The sequence below is a fragment of the Pseudomonas sp. SH10-3B genome, from assembly GCF_019891415.1.
Taxonomy (GTDB): Bacteria; Pseudomonadota; Gammaproteobacteria; order Pseudomonadales; family Pseudomonadaceae; genus Aquipseudomonas.
This window is the reverse complement of sequence record NZ_JAFLXD010000058.1, coordinates 1-17,277: the sequence shown is the minus strand read 5'-3', so window position 1 is coordinate 17,277 and position 17,277 is coordinate 1. Positions and strand designations below refer to the sequence as shown.

Below are 17,277 nucleotides of genomic sequence, written 5' to 3'. Positions count from 1 at the left end.
TTTATGCGAGTCGATACAACGTCGGACTCTCCCAGTTGGACAAAGGTCTTTGAAATCACTGACGAACTAAATGGCTTGAGTGAGATTTTTGAAAAAAAGTATTCTGCCCTCGACTGGGAGCTAGCAGTCTGCATGCGGTGCCTGCCCAAGGGGCTGGACCGGAAAACATTTTGCCGCTACTACGCAAAAGACAAAATGTTCGGTCTGGATATCTCCATGGACGAGGAAGATTTCGTCCCGCATAAAAAAGATAAATCCGCTCAGCGCAAATTAATCGGTGCGGCATTTATTAAATTTTTTGTCGAGAGCATTAAAAAGTACGAGAAAAAGCTGCCTAATCTTCAGCCGGTTTCAGCAGAACTGATCGCGGATGTACAGCAGTGGTGTGTCGAGAACGGGTGGACAGCCTAAACTCTAATGATTGTGCAATTTCACAAAAAATGGGCACCCAACCCCGTCGGCGTGCCCATTTTTCCTACCGCCCCGCCTCCCTTCGAGACGGTACTGCCATTACGGGTTGACGCTGTCTTTGAGCGACTTGCCCGGCTTGAACGCAACGGTGTTGCTCGCCTTGATTTTCACAGGCTCACCGGTTTGCGGGTTTTTGCCGGTGCGGGCGCCACGGTGGCGTTGCAGGAAGGTGCCGAAACCCACCAGGGTGACGCTGTCCTTGCGGTGCAGGGCGCCGGTGATTTCTTCGAGAACGGCGTTGAGGACGCGGTTGGCCTGTTCTTTGGTGAGATCCGCTTTTTCAGCGATGGCGGCTGCGAGTTCTGGTTTACGCATATGTGAAGCCTCTTTGACGGTTTTTTGTTGTTATGTCCGTGCTGCTCTCTAACGGAACAGCGGCCAAGGCGCCGCAGGCTCTACTCTGCGGCAGACGGGAGTGAGGATGGCATGCCCTCGCACGCTCCGCCAGTCTCGCGGCGACCTTTCTCGGGGGAAAAACGTGCTTATTCCGACAGAACGACCGGTATTTACGCCAGCAACGGTGGAAGTTCTTTGTTGAGGGCGAGTTTTTCCATCACGGCGCTGCCGGTCAGCGCATAACCCAGCAGGCGGCCGCTGGCGTCGCGGCACAGGGCCTTGATGTCGGCGCCCTGCCCTTCGACGCTCCACACACCTTCGGTGCCCCGTGGCGGCGGCGAGACCACCAGCGGGCAGACCGGTGTTTTCACGGTGACCGGCATCGGGCCGTAGCTGACGGCGGTGGCGTTACCGGCCAGGGTCTGGGCCAGGGCACGTGCGCAGGTCATCAGGGGCATGACGTAGAGCAGGTTCAAACCGTCGACTTCGGCGCAGTCGCCCAGGGCGTAGATATTGGCGTGGGAGGTCTTGAGGTGACGGTCCACCATGATCCCGCGATTGATCTGCAGGCCAGCGGCGGCGGCCAGGTCGACGCGCGGGCGCAGGCCGATGGCCGAGACCACCAGGTCGCAGTGGACCACTTCACCGTCCGACAGGTGTGCTTCCAGGCCGTCAGCGGTGCGTTGCAGGCGGTTGAGCACCGGGCCCAGGTGGAAACGCGCCCCCAGTCCTTCCAGGCCGGCCTGTACCGCTGCGGCCGCCGCTGGGTGCAGCAGGGTCGGCATGACTTGCTCGCACGGCGCCACCAGGTCGATCTCATAGCCACCGAGGATCAGGTCGTTGGCAAATTCGCAGCCGATCAGGCCGGCGCCGAGCAGCAGCACGCGACGCTTGCCGGCAGCGGCGGCGCGAAAGCGGGCGTAATCTTCGAGGTCGTTGATCGGGAAAACCAGCTCAGCGGCGTCGCCTTCGACTGGTACACGCACGGTTTCTGCGCCCCAGGCCAGGACCAGGTCGCGATAGGCCACCGCTTCTTCACCGATCCACAGGCGCTTGTGGCCGGGGTCGATGCCGCTGACACGGGTGTGGGTGCGCACTTCGGCCTTGAGTTGCTCGGCCATGGCGCCGGGTTCCGCCATGCTCAGGCCATCGGCTTCCTTGTTCTTGCCAAAGCCGGTGGAGAGCATGGGCTTGGAGTAGGAGCGCCCGTCATCCGCGGTGATCAGCAGCAATGGGGTCTCGCTGTCGAGCTTGCGAAACTCCCGGGCCACGTTGTAACCGGCCAATCCTGTGCCGATGATCACGACAGGTGCGTTCATTCCTTTCTCCTTGTAGTACGTTTCTTAAATTTGGGATTAAGCGATTTCGATCATTTCGAAATCCATCTTGCCCACGCCGCAGTCCGGGCACAGCCAGTCTTCGGGTACGTCCTGCCACAGGGTGCCCGGAGCGATACCATCATCCGGCCAGCCGTCTTTTTCGTCATAGATCAGGCCGCAGACTACACATTGCCACTTCTTCATTTACTTGCTTCCTCAGGGTCCAGGCTGGTTGGCCGGCGGTCGATGGATCCAGCGTTGCCGCGCGGCTCAGGGCGTTTTGTACTGATCGGGGCCGGCAGATGCAAGCACGATCGACGCAAGGCGCCGGCGCAGCCCGGCAAAAGATCAGGACGCCATGGTAAGCTCGCCGCCTCTTTTGCTGCCAATACTGACTCACCGTGCCGCACTCAATCGCCCTTCCCGATGCTTGCCAATGGCTGGCCCAGAGCCTTCTGATCCCTGCGCCCGCGCCCTTGACCCTCAACTGGCTGTTCGACGAAGGCTCGCTGACGCGCCGGCTGACGCGGCTGTCCAACGACGGTTTCAGCGTGACGCCGCTGTTCGAAGGCTGGCAACCGCTGCGGGGTGATGAATGCGCGGCGCTGGACCTCGCCCCGGCGACGGTCGGCTGGGTGCGCGAGGTGTATTTGCGCGGGCGTGGCCAGCCGTGGGTGTTTGCCCGCAGCGTGGCGGCGCGCAGTGCCTTGCAGGACGACGGTTTGCACATGGATGAACTGGGCAGCCGCTCCTTGGGCGAGTTGTTGTTCTGCGACCACGCCTTCAATCGCCAGGCGATCGAGGTGTGCCACTACCCAGCGCAATGGCTGCCGGCCGCTGATCAGTCCGATGGACTGTGGGCACGTCGCTCACGCTTTGATCGTGGGGCGCTGAGCGTGCTGGTGGCAGAAATATTCCTGCCGAGCTTCTGGCGCGCGCTGCATGACCACCCGGAGAACTGCTGATGTATCAACGTCTGCTCAAATCCTTGAATCGCCTGAACCCCAGGGCCTGGGATTTCATTCAGTTGACCCGCATGGACAAGCCCATCGGCATCTACCTGCTGCTGTGGCCGACGCTGTGGGCGCTGTGGATCGCCGGCAAGGGCTCGCCGTCCCTGGCCAACATCGTGATTTTCGTGCTTGGCGTTACGCTGACTCGCGCTGCCGGTTGCGTCATCAACGACTGGGCGGACCGCAAGGTCGACGGCCATGTGAAGCGCACCGCGCAACGCCCGCTGGCCAGCGGCAAGATCAGTTCCAAAGAGGCCCTGGTGTTCTTTGCGGTACTGATGCTGATCAGCTTCCTGCTGGTACTGCTGACCAACGCCACCACCATTTGGTTATCGCTGGGCGGCCTGGCACTGGCGGTCAGCTACCCGTTCATGAAGCGCTACACCTATTACCCGCAGGTGGTGTTGGGCGCGGCGTTTTCCTGGGGCATGCCGATGGCGTTCACCGCCGAAACCGGCCACCTGCCCGCCACCGCCTGGCTGCTGTATATAGCCAACCTGCTGTGGACCGTGGGCTACGACACCTATTACGCGATGACTGACCGCGACGACGACTTGAAAATCGGCGTCAAGTCCACTGCGATTCTGTTCGGCGATGCCGACCGAGTGATCATCCTCACCCTGCAAGGCCTGGCGCTGCTGTGCCTGTTGCTGGCGGGCGCACGCTTTGAGCTGGGGGGTTGGTTCCACCTGGGGTTGCTGGCGGCGGCAGGCTGCTTTGCCTGGGAGTTCTGGTACACCCGCGACAGGGACCGGATGAAGTGCTTCAAGGCGTTTTTGCACAACCACTGGGCCGGGTTGGCGATTTTTGTCGGGATTGTGGCCGACTACGGGTTTCGATGAGGGGCCCGGCCCCTCACCGCTAGTGGGCTGAATCAGGGCTTGGCGACTTTCCAGGCCCCGTCCATTTTGCCTTCACCGGTCATGTCACCGGCCTTTTTGTCCATCACGAAGGTATAGAGAGGCTTGCCGCTGTAGGCCCATTGGCTCTTCTGATCGTCGCGGGTGATGACGGTCCACTTGCCCATGGGTTTGTCGGTAGACTCGGCCATCAACGGCGGCCAGTTGGTGGCGCACTTGTCGTTACACATGGACTTGCCATCGGCGTCCTTGGCGAAGGTGTAGAGCGTCATGCCTTTGTGATCCACCAACATCCCGTCTTTGGTCATCGCCGGGTCTGCGGCAAACGCCAGTGTCGGCAGCGTCAACGCCGCCGTGACCAGCATGGCCTTCCAGGAAAAAGTACTGTGAGTCATCGGAACCTTCCTTTTGTGGTTGTCAGGATTCGGACCCAAAGCGTAGTCCAGAGAGGCGCGGATTGCCCAAGCGACTAAATTACTGTCACACGACTGCAATAATTCCGTTATCTAATGCGGCGCAAGACAGTTAAATGACAAGAGGATTTTTGAGCATGGTTGGCAGGAGCATTCTGATTGTTGACGACGAAGCGCCCATCCGCGAGATGATCGCCGTTGCGTTGGAAATGGCCGGCTATGACTGCCTGGAGGCGGAGAACTCCCAGCAGGCCCATGCCATTATCGTCGACCGCAAGCCGGACCTGATCCTGCTGGACTGGATGCTGCCCGGCACCTCCGGCATCGAACTGGCCCGCCGCCTCAAGCGCGATGAGCTGACCGGGGATATCCCGATCATCATGCTCACCGCCAAAGGTGAAGAGGACAACAAGATCCAGGGCCTGGAAGTCGGCGCCGATGACTACATCACCAAGCCGTTTTCCCCACGCGAACTCGTTGCGCGCCTGAAAGCCGTATTGCGTCGCGCCGGCCCGACCGACGGCGAAGCGCCGATCGAAGTCGGTGGCCTGTTGCTGGACCCGATCAGCCACCGCGTGACCATCGACGGCAAGCCGGCCGAGATGGGCCCGACCGAATACCGCCTGCTGCAATTCTTCATGACCCATCAGGAGCGTGCCTATACCCGTGGCCAGTTGCTGGACCAGGTGTGGGGCGGCAACGTGTATGTCGAGGAACGCACCGTCGACGTGCATATCCGTCGCCTGCGCAAAGCCTTGGGTGATGCCTACGAGAATCTGGTACAAACCGTGCGCGGCACCGGCTACCGGTTCTCCACCAAGGGCTGAGCCAGTCACTTTCCTTCCTTAACAGCTGACAAGGACGCATGTTTAAGTGAACCAAAACTGGCATGGCACCCTGATCCGCCACATGCTCTTGCTGATCACCGGCTGCCTGTTGGTGGGTCTGGTCAGCGGTTATTACGGCTGGAGCCTGGCCATCGGTATCGGCCTGTATCTGGGCTGGACCCTCAAGCAACTGCTGCGCCTGCATGAATGGCTGCGCCAGCACAAACCCGACGAAGCGCCACCCGACGGCTACGGCCTGTGGGGTGAGGTGTTCGACAGCATCTACCACCTGCAACGCCGCGACCAACGGGTACGCGGGCGCCTACAAGCGGTGATCGACCGGGTACAGGAGTCCACCGCCGCGCTCAAAGACGCGGTGATCATGCTCGACAGCGATGGCAACCTGGAATGGTGGAACCGCGCCGCCGAGACCTTGCTGGGCCTCAAGACGCCCCAGGACAGCGGCCAGCCAGTGACCAACCTGGTGCGCCACCCGCGCTTCAAGGAGTACTTCGAGCAGGAAAACTACGAAGAAGCCCTGGAAATCCCCTCGCCTACCAACGACCGTGTGCGTATCCAGCTGTACCTGACGCGCTACGGCAACAACGAACACCTGATGCTGGTGCGCGATGTCACCCGTATCCACCAGCTGGAACAGATGCGCAAAGACTTCGTCGCCAACGTTTCCCACGAACTGCGCACGCCATTGACGGTGATCTGCGGCTACCTGGAGACGCTGCTGGACAACGTCGACGAGATCAACCCGCGCTGGAGCCGTGCCCTGCAGCAGATGCAGCAACAGGGCTCACGCATGCAGACCCTGCTCAACGACTTGCTGTTGCTGGCCAAGCTGGAGGCCACGGATTATCCGTCGGACAACCACCCGGTGGCCGTACAAAGCCTGTTGCAGACCATCAAGAATGACGCCCAGGCCCTGTCAGGCGAGCGCGGACAGCAGATCAGCCTGGACGCCGACCCACAGGTGCTGCTCAAAGGCAGCGAAGGCGAATTGCGCAGTGCGTTCTCCAACCTGGTATTCAACGCGGTGAAATACACCCAGGACAAAGGCAATATCCGCATCCGCTGGTGGGCCGATGAGCAAGGCGCGCACCTGAGCGTGCAGGACTCCGGCATCGGCATCGACGCCAAGCACCTGCCGCGCCTGACCGAGCGTTTCTACCGCGTCGACTCCAGCCGCAACTCCAACACCGGCGGTACCGGGCTGGGCCTGGCCATCGTCAAGCATGTGCTGTTGCGCCACCGCGCACGCCTGGAAATCAGCAGCGTGCTGGGGCATGGCAGTACGTTCACCTGCCATTTTCCGCCAGCGCAGATGACCCGTTCGCGGCTCGTCGGAAATGATGAATAACTCGAACACAGCACGAAACCAAATGTGGGAGGGGGTTTGCTCCCGATGGCGGTGCATCAGTATCAGATATGCTGACTGACACACTGCTATCGGGAGCAAGCCCCCTCCCACAATTGGAATTGTGCTGTTTCGAATAAGGCATTCCAGGCCCCACCCGGCGGCACCCACTAGGCAAGCGCCCCGTCAGCCGCTACATTGGCCGACTTGCGCCTGCCTTTCAGGCCCTTCTGTCACCCCTTATTGAACACACGGAACCTGCAAAACCCCATCATGGACCCTTCCCCTGGTATCACCTTCGCCACCCTCTTCGCCGATTTCGGCATGATTCTTTTTGCTCTGATCCTGGTACTGCTCAACGGTTTTTTCGTTGCGGCGGAATTTGCCATGGTCAAACTGCGCTCGACGCGGGTCGAGGCCATCGCCCATACCAACGGCTGGCGCGGACAGATCCTGCGCACCGTGCACAGCCAGCTCGATGCTTACCTGTCGGCCTGCCAGCTGGGTATCACCCTCGCCTCCCTGGGCCTGGGTTGGGTCGGTGAGCCGGCATTCGCGCACATCCTGGAGCCGCTGCTGGGCGCCGTGGGCGTCGAATCGCCGGAAGTGATCAAGGGCGTGTCGTTCTTTGCCGCGTTCTTCGTGATTTCCTACCTGCACATCGTGGTCGGTGAACTGGCGCCCAAATCCTGGGCCATTCGCAAGCCCGAGTTGCTGTCGCTGTGGACGGCGGTGCCGCTGTACCTGTTCTACTGGGCGATGTACCCGGCGATCTACCTGCTCAACGCCAGCGCCAACGCGATCCTGCGCATCGCCGGCCAAGGCGAGCCCGGCCCGCACCACGAGCACCATTACAGCCGCGAAGAGCTCAAGCTGATCCTGCACTCCAGCCGTGGCCAGGACCCGAGCGACCAAGGCATGCGTGTACTTGCCTCGGCCGTGGAAATGGGCGAGCTGGAAGTGGTGGACTGGGCCAACTCCCGTGAAGACCTCGTGACCCTGGACTTCAACGCCCCGCTCAAGGAAATCCTCGCGCTGTTCCGCCGCCATAAATTCAGCCGCTATCCGGTGTATGACGCGGTGCGCAACGAGTTCGTGGGTCTTTTGCACATCAAGGACCTGCTGCTGGAACTGGCGGCCCTGGACCACATCCCCGAATCGTTCAACCTGGCCGAGCTGACCCGCCCGCTGGAACGTGTGTCGCGGCACATGCCGTTGTCGCAGTTGCTGGAGCAGTTCCGCAAAGGCGGCGCGCATTTTGCCCTGGTGGAAGAAGCCGACGGCAAGATCATCGGCTACCTGACCATGGAAGACGTGCTGGAAGTGCTGGTGGGCGATATCCAGGACGAACACCGCAAGGCCGAGCGCGGCATCCTCGCCTACCAGCCCGGCAAACTGCTGGTACGGGGCGATACGCCGCTGTTCAAGGTGGAACGCCTGTTGGGCGTCGACCTGGACCACATCGAGGCCGAAACCCTCGCAGGGCTGATCTACGACACGCTCAAACGGGTGCCGGAAGAGGAAGAAGTGCTGGAGGTTGAAGGTTTGCGGATCATCATCAAGAAGATGAAAGGTCCGAAGATCGTGCTGGCCAAAGTCCTGCTGCTGGATTGACCCTCAATTGCCCAATGCAAAATTGGGCAATGCGCCGACCGGCTGGTTGAATTCGTAAGGAATCGACACCAGCCCGGCCTCGGTACTCTGCTGCACCACAAAGTGCAGGTGCGGCCCGCTGCTGTTGCCGGTATTGCCCGATAACCCCAGTGCGCTGCCCACTGCCACGCGCTGCCCCGGCCTGACACTGACCGAACCTTGCTTGAGGTGCAGGTACACGCCCTGGCTGCCGTCATCGTGCTGCACGCGCACGAAATTGCCGGACGCATCGTTACCGCGTCCGATCTGGCTATTCTCGATTTTCACCACCACACCGCTGCGCGCCGCAATGATCGGCGTGCCTTCGGGCATGGCGATGTCCATGGCGTAGCGGCTTTTGGCGTCGGTGTGGCTGAAGCTGCCGTTGGGGCCTTGGGTCAGGCGGAACGGACCGCCACGCCAGGGCAAGGGATAGCGGTAGGCTTGTTGTGGGTAAACTCGTTTGGGCCTGTCGAGTACCGGCCGCTGCACACGTTCGACCCTGCGCTCCTGGATCACGAACGCCTGGGCCCCGGGGGTTTGCCGATCGCTGAAAAACACCATGCCGTTGGCATCGGTGGATTTGTACAGGGTCATGGCCTGGGTCGAATTGGCGACCAAGGCCAACAGGCAGGACAGCAAAAGGCGAAGGAGCATGGCGCGAACCTGCCGGAGTGAATGAACAGCAAGCTAGCAAGGGATCATGACAATCCCGGGGCACGCCCCTTCGGACTGAAGGTCAGGCCCCCGGCACAAAATGCTTCTGCGCCGTACCGCGCGCGATCAGGCGGGAGATGTAGTCGAGCTTCTGCGCATCCTGGTCGATAAAGCGGAACGTCAGCTGCAGCCAGTCGCTGTCAGGCTTGGGCTCGAAAGCAACCACGGCGTGCAGGTAGCCGTTGAGGCGAGCCACTTCGGCGTTGTCGCCCTGTTCCAGGTCGAGCACGGCGCTTTCCAGTACCTGAGGCAGGACTTCACCGCGACGCACCACCAGCAGCGCTTCCTTGATGCTCAGCGCTTTGATCACACATTGCTGGGTGCCGCTGGACAGGCGCAACTGGCCCTGGCCACGGCCGCCGGACGGCGCGGCGCCTGGGGCTTGAATCGGCGGGCTGTTAAGCAGGCCTTTGCTTGGCGCAGACGCGGCAGCCGCAACGGGAGCTGAACGTACGGCTTCGGGCTTGCCGCCGGTCAGGGCGCTCAGGGAGTCATTGCCGAAGGCCGAGTTCATTTTGGTCGGCGCGCTGGCGACCAGGGCGTCGAGGCGACCGACCTTGTGCAGGGCCTGCTTGACCTTGTTCAACAGTTGCTCGTTGGTGAACGGTTTGCTGACGTAGCCGGAAACACCGGCCTGGATCGCCTGGACCACGTTCTCTTTGTCGCCACGGCTGGTCACCATCACAAACGGCATGGCCTTGAGGTGCGGTTGCTCACGGCACCAGGTCAACAGCTCCAGGCCCGACATCTCGGGCATTTCCCAGTCGCACAGCACCAGGTCGAAGGTCTCGCGCATCAGGATGGTCTGGGCCTTCTTGCCGTTCACCGCATCTTCAAGCTTGATCCCGGGGAAGTAGTTGCGCAGGCACTTCTTCACCAGGTCGCGGATAAACGAGGCGTCATCCACCACCAATACACTGACTTTACTCATCGACCCTTCATCCTATAAAAACTTCGGCACGCAAAACGCCTGACTGATGGCATTTTGCCAAAACTCTGTAGTCACGTTCGGATTTTCTTTTACCCGATTCGTAAAAAATTCAAGCGCCACAAACGAAAACGCCCGACCAAAGGCCGGGCGTTAATTTCTCGGGCAACTTACTTATCGTCAGGTTCGCCCGGAACATTAGGGATTTGATCAGCCGATCCTTCAACTTCGGCCTTCATGCGCTTGAGGCCCATGTGCCGTACGTCGGTACCGCGCACCAGGTAGATCACCAGTTCCGAGATATTGCGCGCATGGTCACCGATCCGCTCCAGGGAGCGCAGCACCCAGATGATGCTCAAGACCCGCGAGATAGAGCGCGGGTCTTCCATCATGTAGGTGGCCAGCTCACGCAGGGCCGTCTTGTATTCACGGTCGATGACCTTGTCGTACTGCGCCACCGACAACGCCAGATCGGCGTCAAAGCGCGCAAAGGCATCCAGGGCATCCCGCACCATGTTGCGCACCTGGTCGCCAATGTGGCGCACTTCGACATAACCACGCGGGGCTTCACCCTCTTCGCACAGCTGGATGGCGCGACGCGCGATCTTGGTGGCTTCGTCGCCGATGCGTTCCAGGTCGATCACCGACTTGGAGATGCTGATGATCAAGCGCAGGTCGGATGCCGCCGGCTGGCGACGGGCGAGAATGCGCAGGCATTCTTCGTCGATGTTGCGTTCCATCTGGTTGATCTGGTCGTCGATCTCACGCACCTGCTGGGCCAGGCCCGAGTCAGCCTCGATCAGCGCGGTCACGGCGTCGTTGACTTGCTTCTCCACCAGCCCGCCCATCGCCAGGAGGTGGCTGCGCACTTCCTCGAGCTCGGCGTTGAACTGCGCGGAGATGTGATGGGTAAGGCCTTCTTTGCTAATCATGTTGGCGTCCTTGGAGCGTCCGGTAAGGTGCGGAGAACCGCAGCGTCAGTGCAATCAGAACCACAGCTTCCTAGCCGTAGCGACCGGTGATGTAGTCTTCGGTCTGCTTCTTCGCCGGATTGGTGAACAGGGTGTCGGTATCGCCGAATTCCACCAGCTTGCCCATGTACATGAACGCGGTGTAGTCGGAAACCCGCGCCGCCTGTTGCATGTTGTGGGTCACGATGACGATGGTGAACTTGGATTTGAGCTCGTAGATCAGTTCTTCGACTTTCAACGTCGAGATCGGGTCGAGTGCCGAGCACGGTTCGTCGAGCAGCAGCACTTCCGGCTCCACGGCGATGGTGCGCGCGATCACCAGACGTTGCTGCTGGCCGCCGGACAGGCCGAGTGCCGACTCATGCAGGCGGTCCTTGACCTCGTCCCACAGCGCCGCGCCTTTAAGGGCCCACTCAACGGCTTCGTCGAGGATGCGTTTCTTGTTGATGCCCTGGATGCGCAGGCCGTAGACCACGTTTTCGTAGATGGTCTTGGGGAACGGGTTAGGCTTCTGGAACACCATGCCCACGCGGCGACGCAGCTCGGCCACGTCTTCGCCCTTGCGGTAGATGTTGGTGCCGTAGAGGTTGATGGCGCCGTCCACGCGGCAACCGTCGACTAGGTCGTTCATGCGGTTGAAGGTACGCAGCAACGTGGACTTGCCGCAGCCGGACGGGCCGATGAAGGCGGTCACGCGCTGCTTGGGAATGTTCATGCTGACGTCGAACAGCGCCTGCTTTTCACCGTAGTACAGGCTCAGGCCCGGCACTTCGATGGCCACGGTTTCCTGGGCCAGGCTCAGGCTCTGTTTGTCGCGACCCAGGGCAGACATGTTGATGCCGTGGGAATGGGTGTCGTGTTGCATGGGATGCTCCCTGTGCTGTTGTGTGGGAGGGGGCTTGCCCCCGATAGCGGTGCATCAGGAACATGTGTGCTGGCTGGCACACCGCAATCGGGAGCAAGCCCCCTCCCACAAATAAGTCCGCGTTCAATTCAGATCAGCTGTCCAACGCCTTGTACTTCTCGCGCAGGTGGTTACGAATCCACACTGCCGACAGGTTGAGCGTGGCGATCACCAGCACCAGCAGCAAGGCGGTGGCGTACACCAGCGGCCGTGCGGCTTCGACGTTAGGGCTCTGGAAGCCGACGTCATAGATATGGAAGCCCAGGTGCATGATCTTCTGGTCCAGGTGCAGGTACGGGTAGTTGCCGTCCAACGGCAGCGACGGGGCCAGTTTCACCACGCCTACCAGCATCAGCGGCGCCACTTCACCGGCGGCGCGGGCCACGGCGAGGATCATGCCGGTCATCATCGCCGGGCTGGCCATCGGCAGCACAATCTTCCACAGCGTTTCCGCCTTGGTCGCGCCCAGCGCCAGGGAGCCTTCACGCACCGTACGCGGAATCCGCGCCAGGCCTTCTTCGGTGGCCACGATCACCACCGGTACCGCCAGCAGCGCCAGGGTCAGCGAGGCCCAGAGCAGGCCCGGTGTACCGAAGGTCGGTGCCGGCAGCGCTTCGGCGAAGAACAGACGGTCGACCGAGCCACCCAATACATACACGAAGAAGCCCAGGCCGAACACGCCGTAAACGATGGCCGGTACACCCGCCAGGTTGTTCACGGCGATGCGGATAATCCGCGTCAGGGTGTTCTGCTTGGCGTATTCACGCAGGTACACCGCCGCCAGCACGCCGAACGGGGTCACGATCATCGCCATGATCAGGGTCATCATCACGGTGCCAAAGATGGCCGGGAAGATCCCGCCTTCGGTGTTGGCTTCCCGTGGGTCATCGCTGAGGAATTCCCACACTTTGCTGAAGTAGAAACCGATCTTGGTCACGGTACCCATGGCGTTCGGCTGGTAGGCATGCACCACTTTGCCGATGCCGATTTCAATTTCCTTGCCGTTGCCATCGCGAGCGGTCAGGGCATCGCGGTTGAACTGGGCGTGCAGGTCGGCCAGGCGCGCTTCGATGTCCTGGTAGCGGGCGTTCAGCTCGGCGCGGTCGGCATCCATGTCGGCCTGGGCGGCGGCGTCGAGCTTGCCTTCCAGTTCCAGCTTGCGACCGTGCAGGCGGATGCGTTCGAGGCCGGCGTTGATCGCGCCGATGTCGGATTTCTCCAGGGTCTTGAGCTGGGCCGCCAGCTTGTTCACGCGGTCCACGCGGGCTTGCAGCTCCGGCCACGCGGCCTCGCCTTCAGCGATGACCTTGCCATCCTGCTTGACGTTGACCAGGGTGCCGTAGAAGTTGCCCCACTCACGACGCTCGATGGTCATCAGGTTCTTCGGCGTGCTCTGGTCCTTCAACCACTCGCCGACGATCCAGGTGAAGTCGTTGCCGTTCAGGTCACGGTTACCGACCTTGATCAGCTCGCGGGTCATGAATTCCGGGCCCGCATCGGGCACCGGCAGGCCAGCGCTTTTCAGGCGCTCGCGCGGCACTTCTTCTTTCTGCACCACTTCGCCGATAACGATATGGTTTTCCTGGCCCGGCACGTTGTAATTGGCCTGGATCAGGTCAGCCGGCCAGAAGTGGCCCAAACCACGCACGGCAATCACCGCCAGCAAACCAATGGTCATGATGACCGCGATGGACACCGCGCCACCGCTGATCCAGACGCCGGGAGCGCCGCTCTTGAACCATCCATTCAGGGAGTTCTGTTTCACAGACTTCTACCTTTCTTAAAGCGACGAGTATTTCTTGCGCAGACGCTGACGAATCAGCTCGGCGAGGGTGTTCATAATGAAGGTGAACAGCAGCAGCACCAGCGCCGAGAGGAACAGCACGCGGTAGTGACTGCCGCCGACTTCCGACTCGGGCATTTCCACCGCGACGTTGGCCGCCAGGGTGCGCAGGCCTTCGAACAGGTTCATCTCCATCACCGGCGTGTTGCCGGTGGCCATCAGCACGATCATGGTCTCGCCCACGGCGCGGCCCATGCCGATCATCAGTGCCGAGAAGATGCCTGGGCTGGCGGTCAGGATCACCACGCGGGTCATGGTCTGCCACGGCGTGGCGCCCAGGGCCAGGGAGCCCAGGGTCAGACCGCGCGGTACGCTGAACACGGCGTCTTCGGCGATGGAGTAGATGTTCGGGATCACCGCGAAGCCCATGGCCAGGCCGACGACCAGGGCGTTGCGCTGGTCGTAGGTGATGCCCAGGTCGTGGGAGATCCACATGCGCATGTCGCCGCCGAAGAACCAGGTTTCCAGGTACGGGCTCATGTACAGCGAGAGCCAGCCCACGAACAGGATCACCGGGATCAGGATCGCGCTTTCCCAACCATCGGGAACCCGCAGGCGAATCGACTCGGGCAGGCGACTGAAGACAAAACCGGCCACCAGGATGCCGATCGGCAACAGCATCAGCAGGCTGAAAATCCCCGGCAGATGCCCTTCGACATACGGCGCCAGGAACAGGCCGGCGAAGAAGCCGAGGATCACCGTCGGCATCGCTTCCATCAATTCGATCACCGGCTTGACCTTGCGGCGCAGGCTCGGGGCCATGAAGTAAGCGGTGTAGATCGCCGCGGCAACCGCCAATGGCGCCGCCAGCAGCATGGCGTAGAACGCCGCCTTCAGCGTACCGAAGGTCAATGGCGCCAGGCTCATCTTGGGTTCGAAGTCGGTGTTGGCGGCGGTCGATTGCCAGACGTATTTAGGCTCGTCGTAGTTTTCGTACCAGACCTTGCTCCACAACGCGCTCCAGGACACTTCCGGGTGCGGGTTGTCCAACAGCAGCGGTTGCAGCTTGCCGCCAGCTTCGACGATCACGCGGTTGGCGCGTGGCGACAGGCCGAACACGCCCTGGCCGTCGACCACCGGATCCACCAGCAGGGTGCGGTGGGCGGTGCTGTGGAACACGCCGAATTTGCCGGAGGCGTCGAGGGCAGTGAAGCCTTTGCGACGCTCTTCGGCGGAGATCTCAATGATCGGCGCAGTGCCCATCTGGAAGGTACGGATCTGCTTGAAATGCTGCTCGCCATCCGGATCACGGGCCATGAACCACTGGGCCAGGCCACCTTTGGAGTTACCGACGATCAGCGAGATACCGCCCACAAGCTGGGTGCTGGCGGTGATTTCGGCGTTACCGTCTTCGAGCAATTTGTAGCGACCGTTGAGGCTCTTGTCGCGCAGGCTGAACACATCCGCCAGGGCGCGGCCGTTGATCACGTACAGCCACTGCTGGCGAGGGTCGATGAAGATCGCTTTCACCGGCTCGGTCATTTGCGGCAGCTCGACACGCTTCTGCTCGCTGGTGACTTCACCGGTCATCATGTTTTCTTCGCGGCTCAGGGTCAGCACGTTCAAGTGCGAACCGGCCGAGCCGGCAATCACCAGCGAGCTGTCAGTGGCGTTGAGGGCGACGTGTTCCAACGGGCGACCGCCATCGTCGAGCACGATCGGCGTTTCGCCATACGGGTATTCAATCGCAGGCGTGATGGTTTTCTTGCCGTCCGGATACGACACCTTATAGGTGTGGCGGAACACCAGGGACTGGCCATTGGAAAAACCCAGGATCACCAACGGGCTGCCCGGCTGGTCTTCACCGATGGACGCGACGCTTACGCCCGCCGGCAGCGGCAGGTCGACACGCTTGAGTTCAGCACCGGTCGTGACATCAAAGAACAGCGCCTGGCCCTTGTCGGAAACCCGCATCGCGACCTGGTTCTGCTCTTCCAGAGAGATCATCAGCGGCTTGCCGGCGTCCTGGATCCAGGCCGGTGTGAGCGCATCCTCCTTGGTCAGCGAAGCGCCTTGGAACAAAGGCGCGACCACGTAGGCAAGGAAGAAGAAGATCAGGGTGATAGCGCCGAGGACGGCGAGACCGCCGACCAGCACGTACCAACGGGTCAGACGGTCCTTGAGCGCGCGAATGCGGCGCTTGCGTTGCAACTCAGGCGTATTGAAATCAATGCGCTTGGGGGGAGAAGTTGTCGTCATGGTGGAATTGGCCAGATCATTCATGCGCACACCCTAGCGATCCTGTATGACAGAAAGATGACAGTGCAGTGACGCAACAAATCCGCCGCGAAGCATGGCTGGCAGCGGACTAGAAAATTCGGAGGCGGAGCCGGCATGCCGGCCCCGCAGAGGCAATCAGTTGCCTTCTTTCAGACCCAGGTCAGCCAGGGCCTTGGCGGCCACTTTGGCTGGCAGCGGGATGTAGCCGTCTTTCACTACAACTTCCTGGCCCTGTTTGGACAGAACCAGTTTCACGAACTCGGCTTCCAGCGGGGCCAGAGGCTTGTTCGGGGCTTTGTTGACGTAAACGTAGAGGAAACGCGACAGCGGGTATTTGCCGTTCAGGGCGTTTTCTTCGCTGTCTTCGATGAACTCAGTGCTGCCTTTCTTGGCCAGGGCCACGGTCTTCACGCTGGCGGTCTTGTAGCCGATGCCCGAGTAACCGATGCCGTTCAGCGAGGAGCTGATCGACTGCACGACCGAAGCCGAGCCAGGTTGTTCGTTCACGTTAGGCTTGTAGTCGCCTTTGCACAGGGCTTCTTCCTTGAAGTAGCCGTAGGTGCCGGATACCGAGTTACGACCGAACAGTTGCACTGGCTTGTTGGCCAGGTCGCCCGTCACACCCAGGTCGCCCCAGGTTTTCACGTCGGCTTTGCCACCGCACAGGCGAGTCGAGGAGAAGATCGCGTCGACTTGTTCCATGGTCAGGTGCTGGATCGGGTTGTCCTTGTGCACGAACACAGCCAGGGCATCCACGGCAACCGGGATAGCGGTTGGCTTGTAGCCGTACTTCTGCTCGAAGGCAGCCAGTTCGGTGTCCTTCATCTTGCGGCTCATCGGGCCCAGGTTGGAGGTGCCTTCAGTCAGCGCAGGTGGCGCGGTGGCGGAGCCGGCAGCTTGAATCTGGATGTTGACGTTCGGGTATTCCTTTTTGTACCCCTCGGCCCACAGGGTCATCAGGTTAGCCAGGGTATCGGAACCGACGCTGGACAAGTTGCCCGACACACCAGTGGTCTTAACGTAAGCCGGGATTGCCGGATCAACACCTGCGGCCACCGCGTTGGCGGTCGCAACGCCAGCAGCGACAAAAGTCATTGCCGCCATCAAACGTTTCAGTTTCATGCCTTGCTCCTAGCAGATAGGGATAGTTGGATCGGGGCCAAGTATCGAGAGGCCGTGTGAACACTCTATGTCTGAAATATGACAATTGGATGAAAGGCCAGCATTGAAGAAGGGAGGTAATGCTCGTTCTCACGCTGTGCGTGGGAATGCATCCCGTGACGCTCTGCGTCACCCTGCGTAGGGCTTGCGTCTTGCGACAGCAGCGGGACGCGGGAGCGTCCCAGGCGGCGTTCCCACGCGGGAGTGAACTGACCCCCAAAGATTGGACACAACCTTTGGGGGTGTCATGGGTAAGTACACAGAGCAAGTAAAACTGGTAGCGGTGCAGGACTATT

At 61.0% G+C, this 17,277-nt stretch carries 17 protein-coding genes; 6 read left to right on the top strand and 11 right to left on the bottom strand.

Features of this window, described 5'->3' with window-relative positions:
• The first annotated feature begins 3 nt into the window (after positions 1-3).
• Complete coding sequence (locus J1G35_RS27640) at positions 4-411, top strand: hypothetical protein (protein WP_052202248.1); 408 nt, start codon at positions 4-6, stop codon at positions 409-411.
• 99 nt (positions 412-510) lie between these two features.
• Here the strand turns inward: J1G35_RS27640 and J1G35_RS27635 are convergent, their stop codons facing one another.
• The 3 genes from J1G35_RS27635 to J1G35_RS27625 form a co-directional block, all read right to left on the bottom strand.
• Complete coding sequence (locus J1G35_RS27635) at positions 511-786, bottom strand: HU family DNA-binding protein (RefSeq protein WP_003213368.1); 276 nt, start codon at positions 784-786, stop codon at positions 511-513.
• A 191-nt stretch (positions 787-977) separates the two neighbouring features.
• On the bottom strand, positions 978-2,126 hold the full coding sequence (locus tag J1G35_RS27630) for an FAD-dependent oxidoreductase (protein WP_053127596.1): 1,149 nt from the start codon (positions 2,124-2,126) through the stop codon (positions 978-980).
• A gap of 36 nt (positions 2,127-2,162) precedes the next feature.
• A complete protein-coding gene (locus J1G35_RS27625) occupies positions 2,163-2,330 on the bottom strand; it encodes a rubredoxin (RefSeq protein WP_003176960.1) in 168 nt (55 codons plus the stop codon).
• 197 nt (positions 2,331-2,527) lie between these two features.
• Between J1G35_RS27625 and J1G35_RS27620 the strand changes: the two genes are divergently transcribed.
• Positions 2,528-3,091 carry a chorismate lyase gene (locus tag J1G35_RS27620; protein ID WP_223016572.1) on the top strand — a complete coding sequence of 188 codons (564 nt, stop codon included), beginning with the start codon at positions 2,528-2,530 and terminating at the stop codon, positions 3,089-3,091.
• The gene (ubiA, locus tag J1G35_RS27615; RefSeq protein ID WP_090401402.1) at positions 3,091-3,981 is read left to right on the top strand and encodes a 4-hydroxybenzoate octaprenyltransferase; all 891 of its coding nucleotides are present in this window, start codon (positions 3,091-3,093) and stop codon (positions 3,979-3,981) included. Before J1G35_RS27620 ends, ubiA begins: the two co-directional genes overlap by 1 nt.
• A 32-nt stretch (positions 3,982-4,013) precedes the next feature.
• On the opposite strand, the gene J1G35_RS27610 is transcribed toward ubiA, so the two are convergent.
• Complete coding sequence (locus J1G35_RS27610) at positions 4,014-4,394, bottom strand: hypothetical protein (RefSeq protein WP_053127591.1); 381 nt, start codon at positions 4,392-4,394, stop codon at positions 4,014-4,016.
• A 155-nt stretch (positions 4,395-4,549) separates the two neighbouring features.
• Between J1G35_RS27610 and phoB the strand changes: the two genes are divergently transcribed.
• The 3 genes from phoB (at position 4,550) to J1G35_RS27595 (ending at position 8,219) form a co-directional block, all read left to right on the top strand.
• Positions 4,550-5,239 carry a phosphate regulon transcriptional regulator PhoB gene (phoB, locus tag J1G35_RS27605; RefSeq protein WP_003176964.1) on the top strand — a complete coding sequence of 230 codons (690 nt, stop codon included), beginning with the start codon at positions 4,550-4,552 and terminating at the stop codon, positions 5,237-5,239.
• Between the two features lie 82 nt (positions 5,240-5,321).
• Positions 5,322-6,608, top strand: coding sequence for a phosphate regulon sensor histidine kinase PhoR (gene phoR / locus J1G35_RS27600; protein ID WP_256243848.1), 1,287 nt, complete (start codon positions 5,322-5,324; stop codon positions 6,606-6,608).
• A gap of 270 nt (positions 6,609-6,878) precedes the next feature.
• The gene (locus tag J1G35_RS27595; RefSeq protein ID WP_053127585.1) at positions 6,879-8,219 is read left to right on the top strand and encodes a hemolysin family protein; all 1,341 of its coding nucleotides are present in this window, start codon (positions 6,879-6,881) and stop codon (positions 8,217-8,219) included.
• 3 nt (positions 8,220-8,222) lie between these two features.
• Here J1G35_RS27595 and J1G35_RS27590 read toward each other — a convergent pair whose 3' ends face one another.
• The 7 genes from J1G35_RS27590 to J1G35_RS27560 all read right to left on the bottom strand — a co-directional run bounded on the left by J1G35_RS27590 (position 8,223) and on the right by J1G35_RS27560 (position 16,942).
• Positions 8,223-8,894, bottom strand: a complete 672-nt coding sequence (locus J1G35_RS27590; protein ID WP_223016571.1) for a M23 family metallopeptidase — start codon at positions 8,892-8,894, stop codon at positions 8,223-8,225.
• Between the two features lie 82 nt (positions 8,895-8,976).
• On the bottom strand, positions 8,977-9,885 hold the full coding sequence (locus tag J1G35_RS27585; RefSeq protein ID WP_223016570.1) for a response regulator: 909 nt from the start codon (positions 9,883-9,885) through the stop codon (positions 8,977-8,979).
• A 167-nt stretch (positions 9,886-10,052) separates the two neighbouring features.
• Complete coding sequence (phoU, locus tag J1G35_RS27580; RefSeq protein ID WP_053127580.1) at positions 10,053-10,814, bottom strand: phosphate signaling complex protein PhoU; 762 nt, start codon at positions 10,812-10,814, stop codon at positions 10,053-10,055.
• Between the two features lie 70 nt (positions 10,815-10,884).
• Positions 10,885-11,718 carry a phosphate ABC transporter ATP-binding protein PstB gene (pstB, locus tag J1G35_RS27575; protein ID WP_015886578.1) on the bottom strand — a complete coding sequence of 278 codons (834 nt, stop codon included), beginning with the start codon at positions 11,716-11,718 and terminating at the stop codon, positions 10,885-10,887.
• Between the two features lie 133 nt (positions 11,719-11,851).
• A complete protein-coding gene (pstA, locus tag J1G35_RS27570; protein WP_053127577.1) occupies positions 11,852-13,522 on the bottom strand; it encodes a phosphate ABC transporter permease PstA in 1,671 nt (556 codons plus the stop codon).
• Between the two features lie 15 nt (positions 13,523-13,537).
• Positions 13,538-15,571, bottom strand: coding sequence for an ABC transporter permease subunit (locus J1G35_RS27565; protein ID WP_172681434.1), 2,034 nt, complete (start codon positions 15,569-15,571; stop codon positions 13,538-13,540).
• Between the two features lie 384 nt (positions 15,572-15,955).
• Positions 15,956-16,942: a phosphate ABC transporter substrate-binding protein PstS gene (locus J1G35_RS27560; RefSeq protein WP_049710887.1), complete on the bottom strand. Its 987-nt coding sequence runs from the start codon at positions 16,940-16,942 to the stop codon at positions 15,956-15,958.
• Positions 16,943-17,277: the final 335 nt, after the last annotated feature.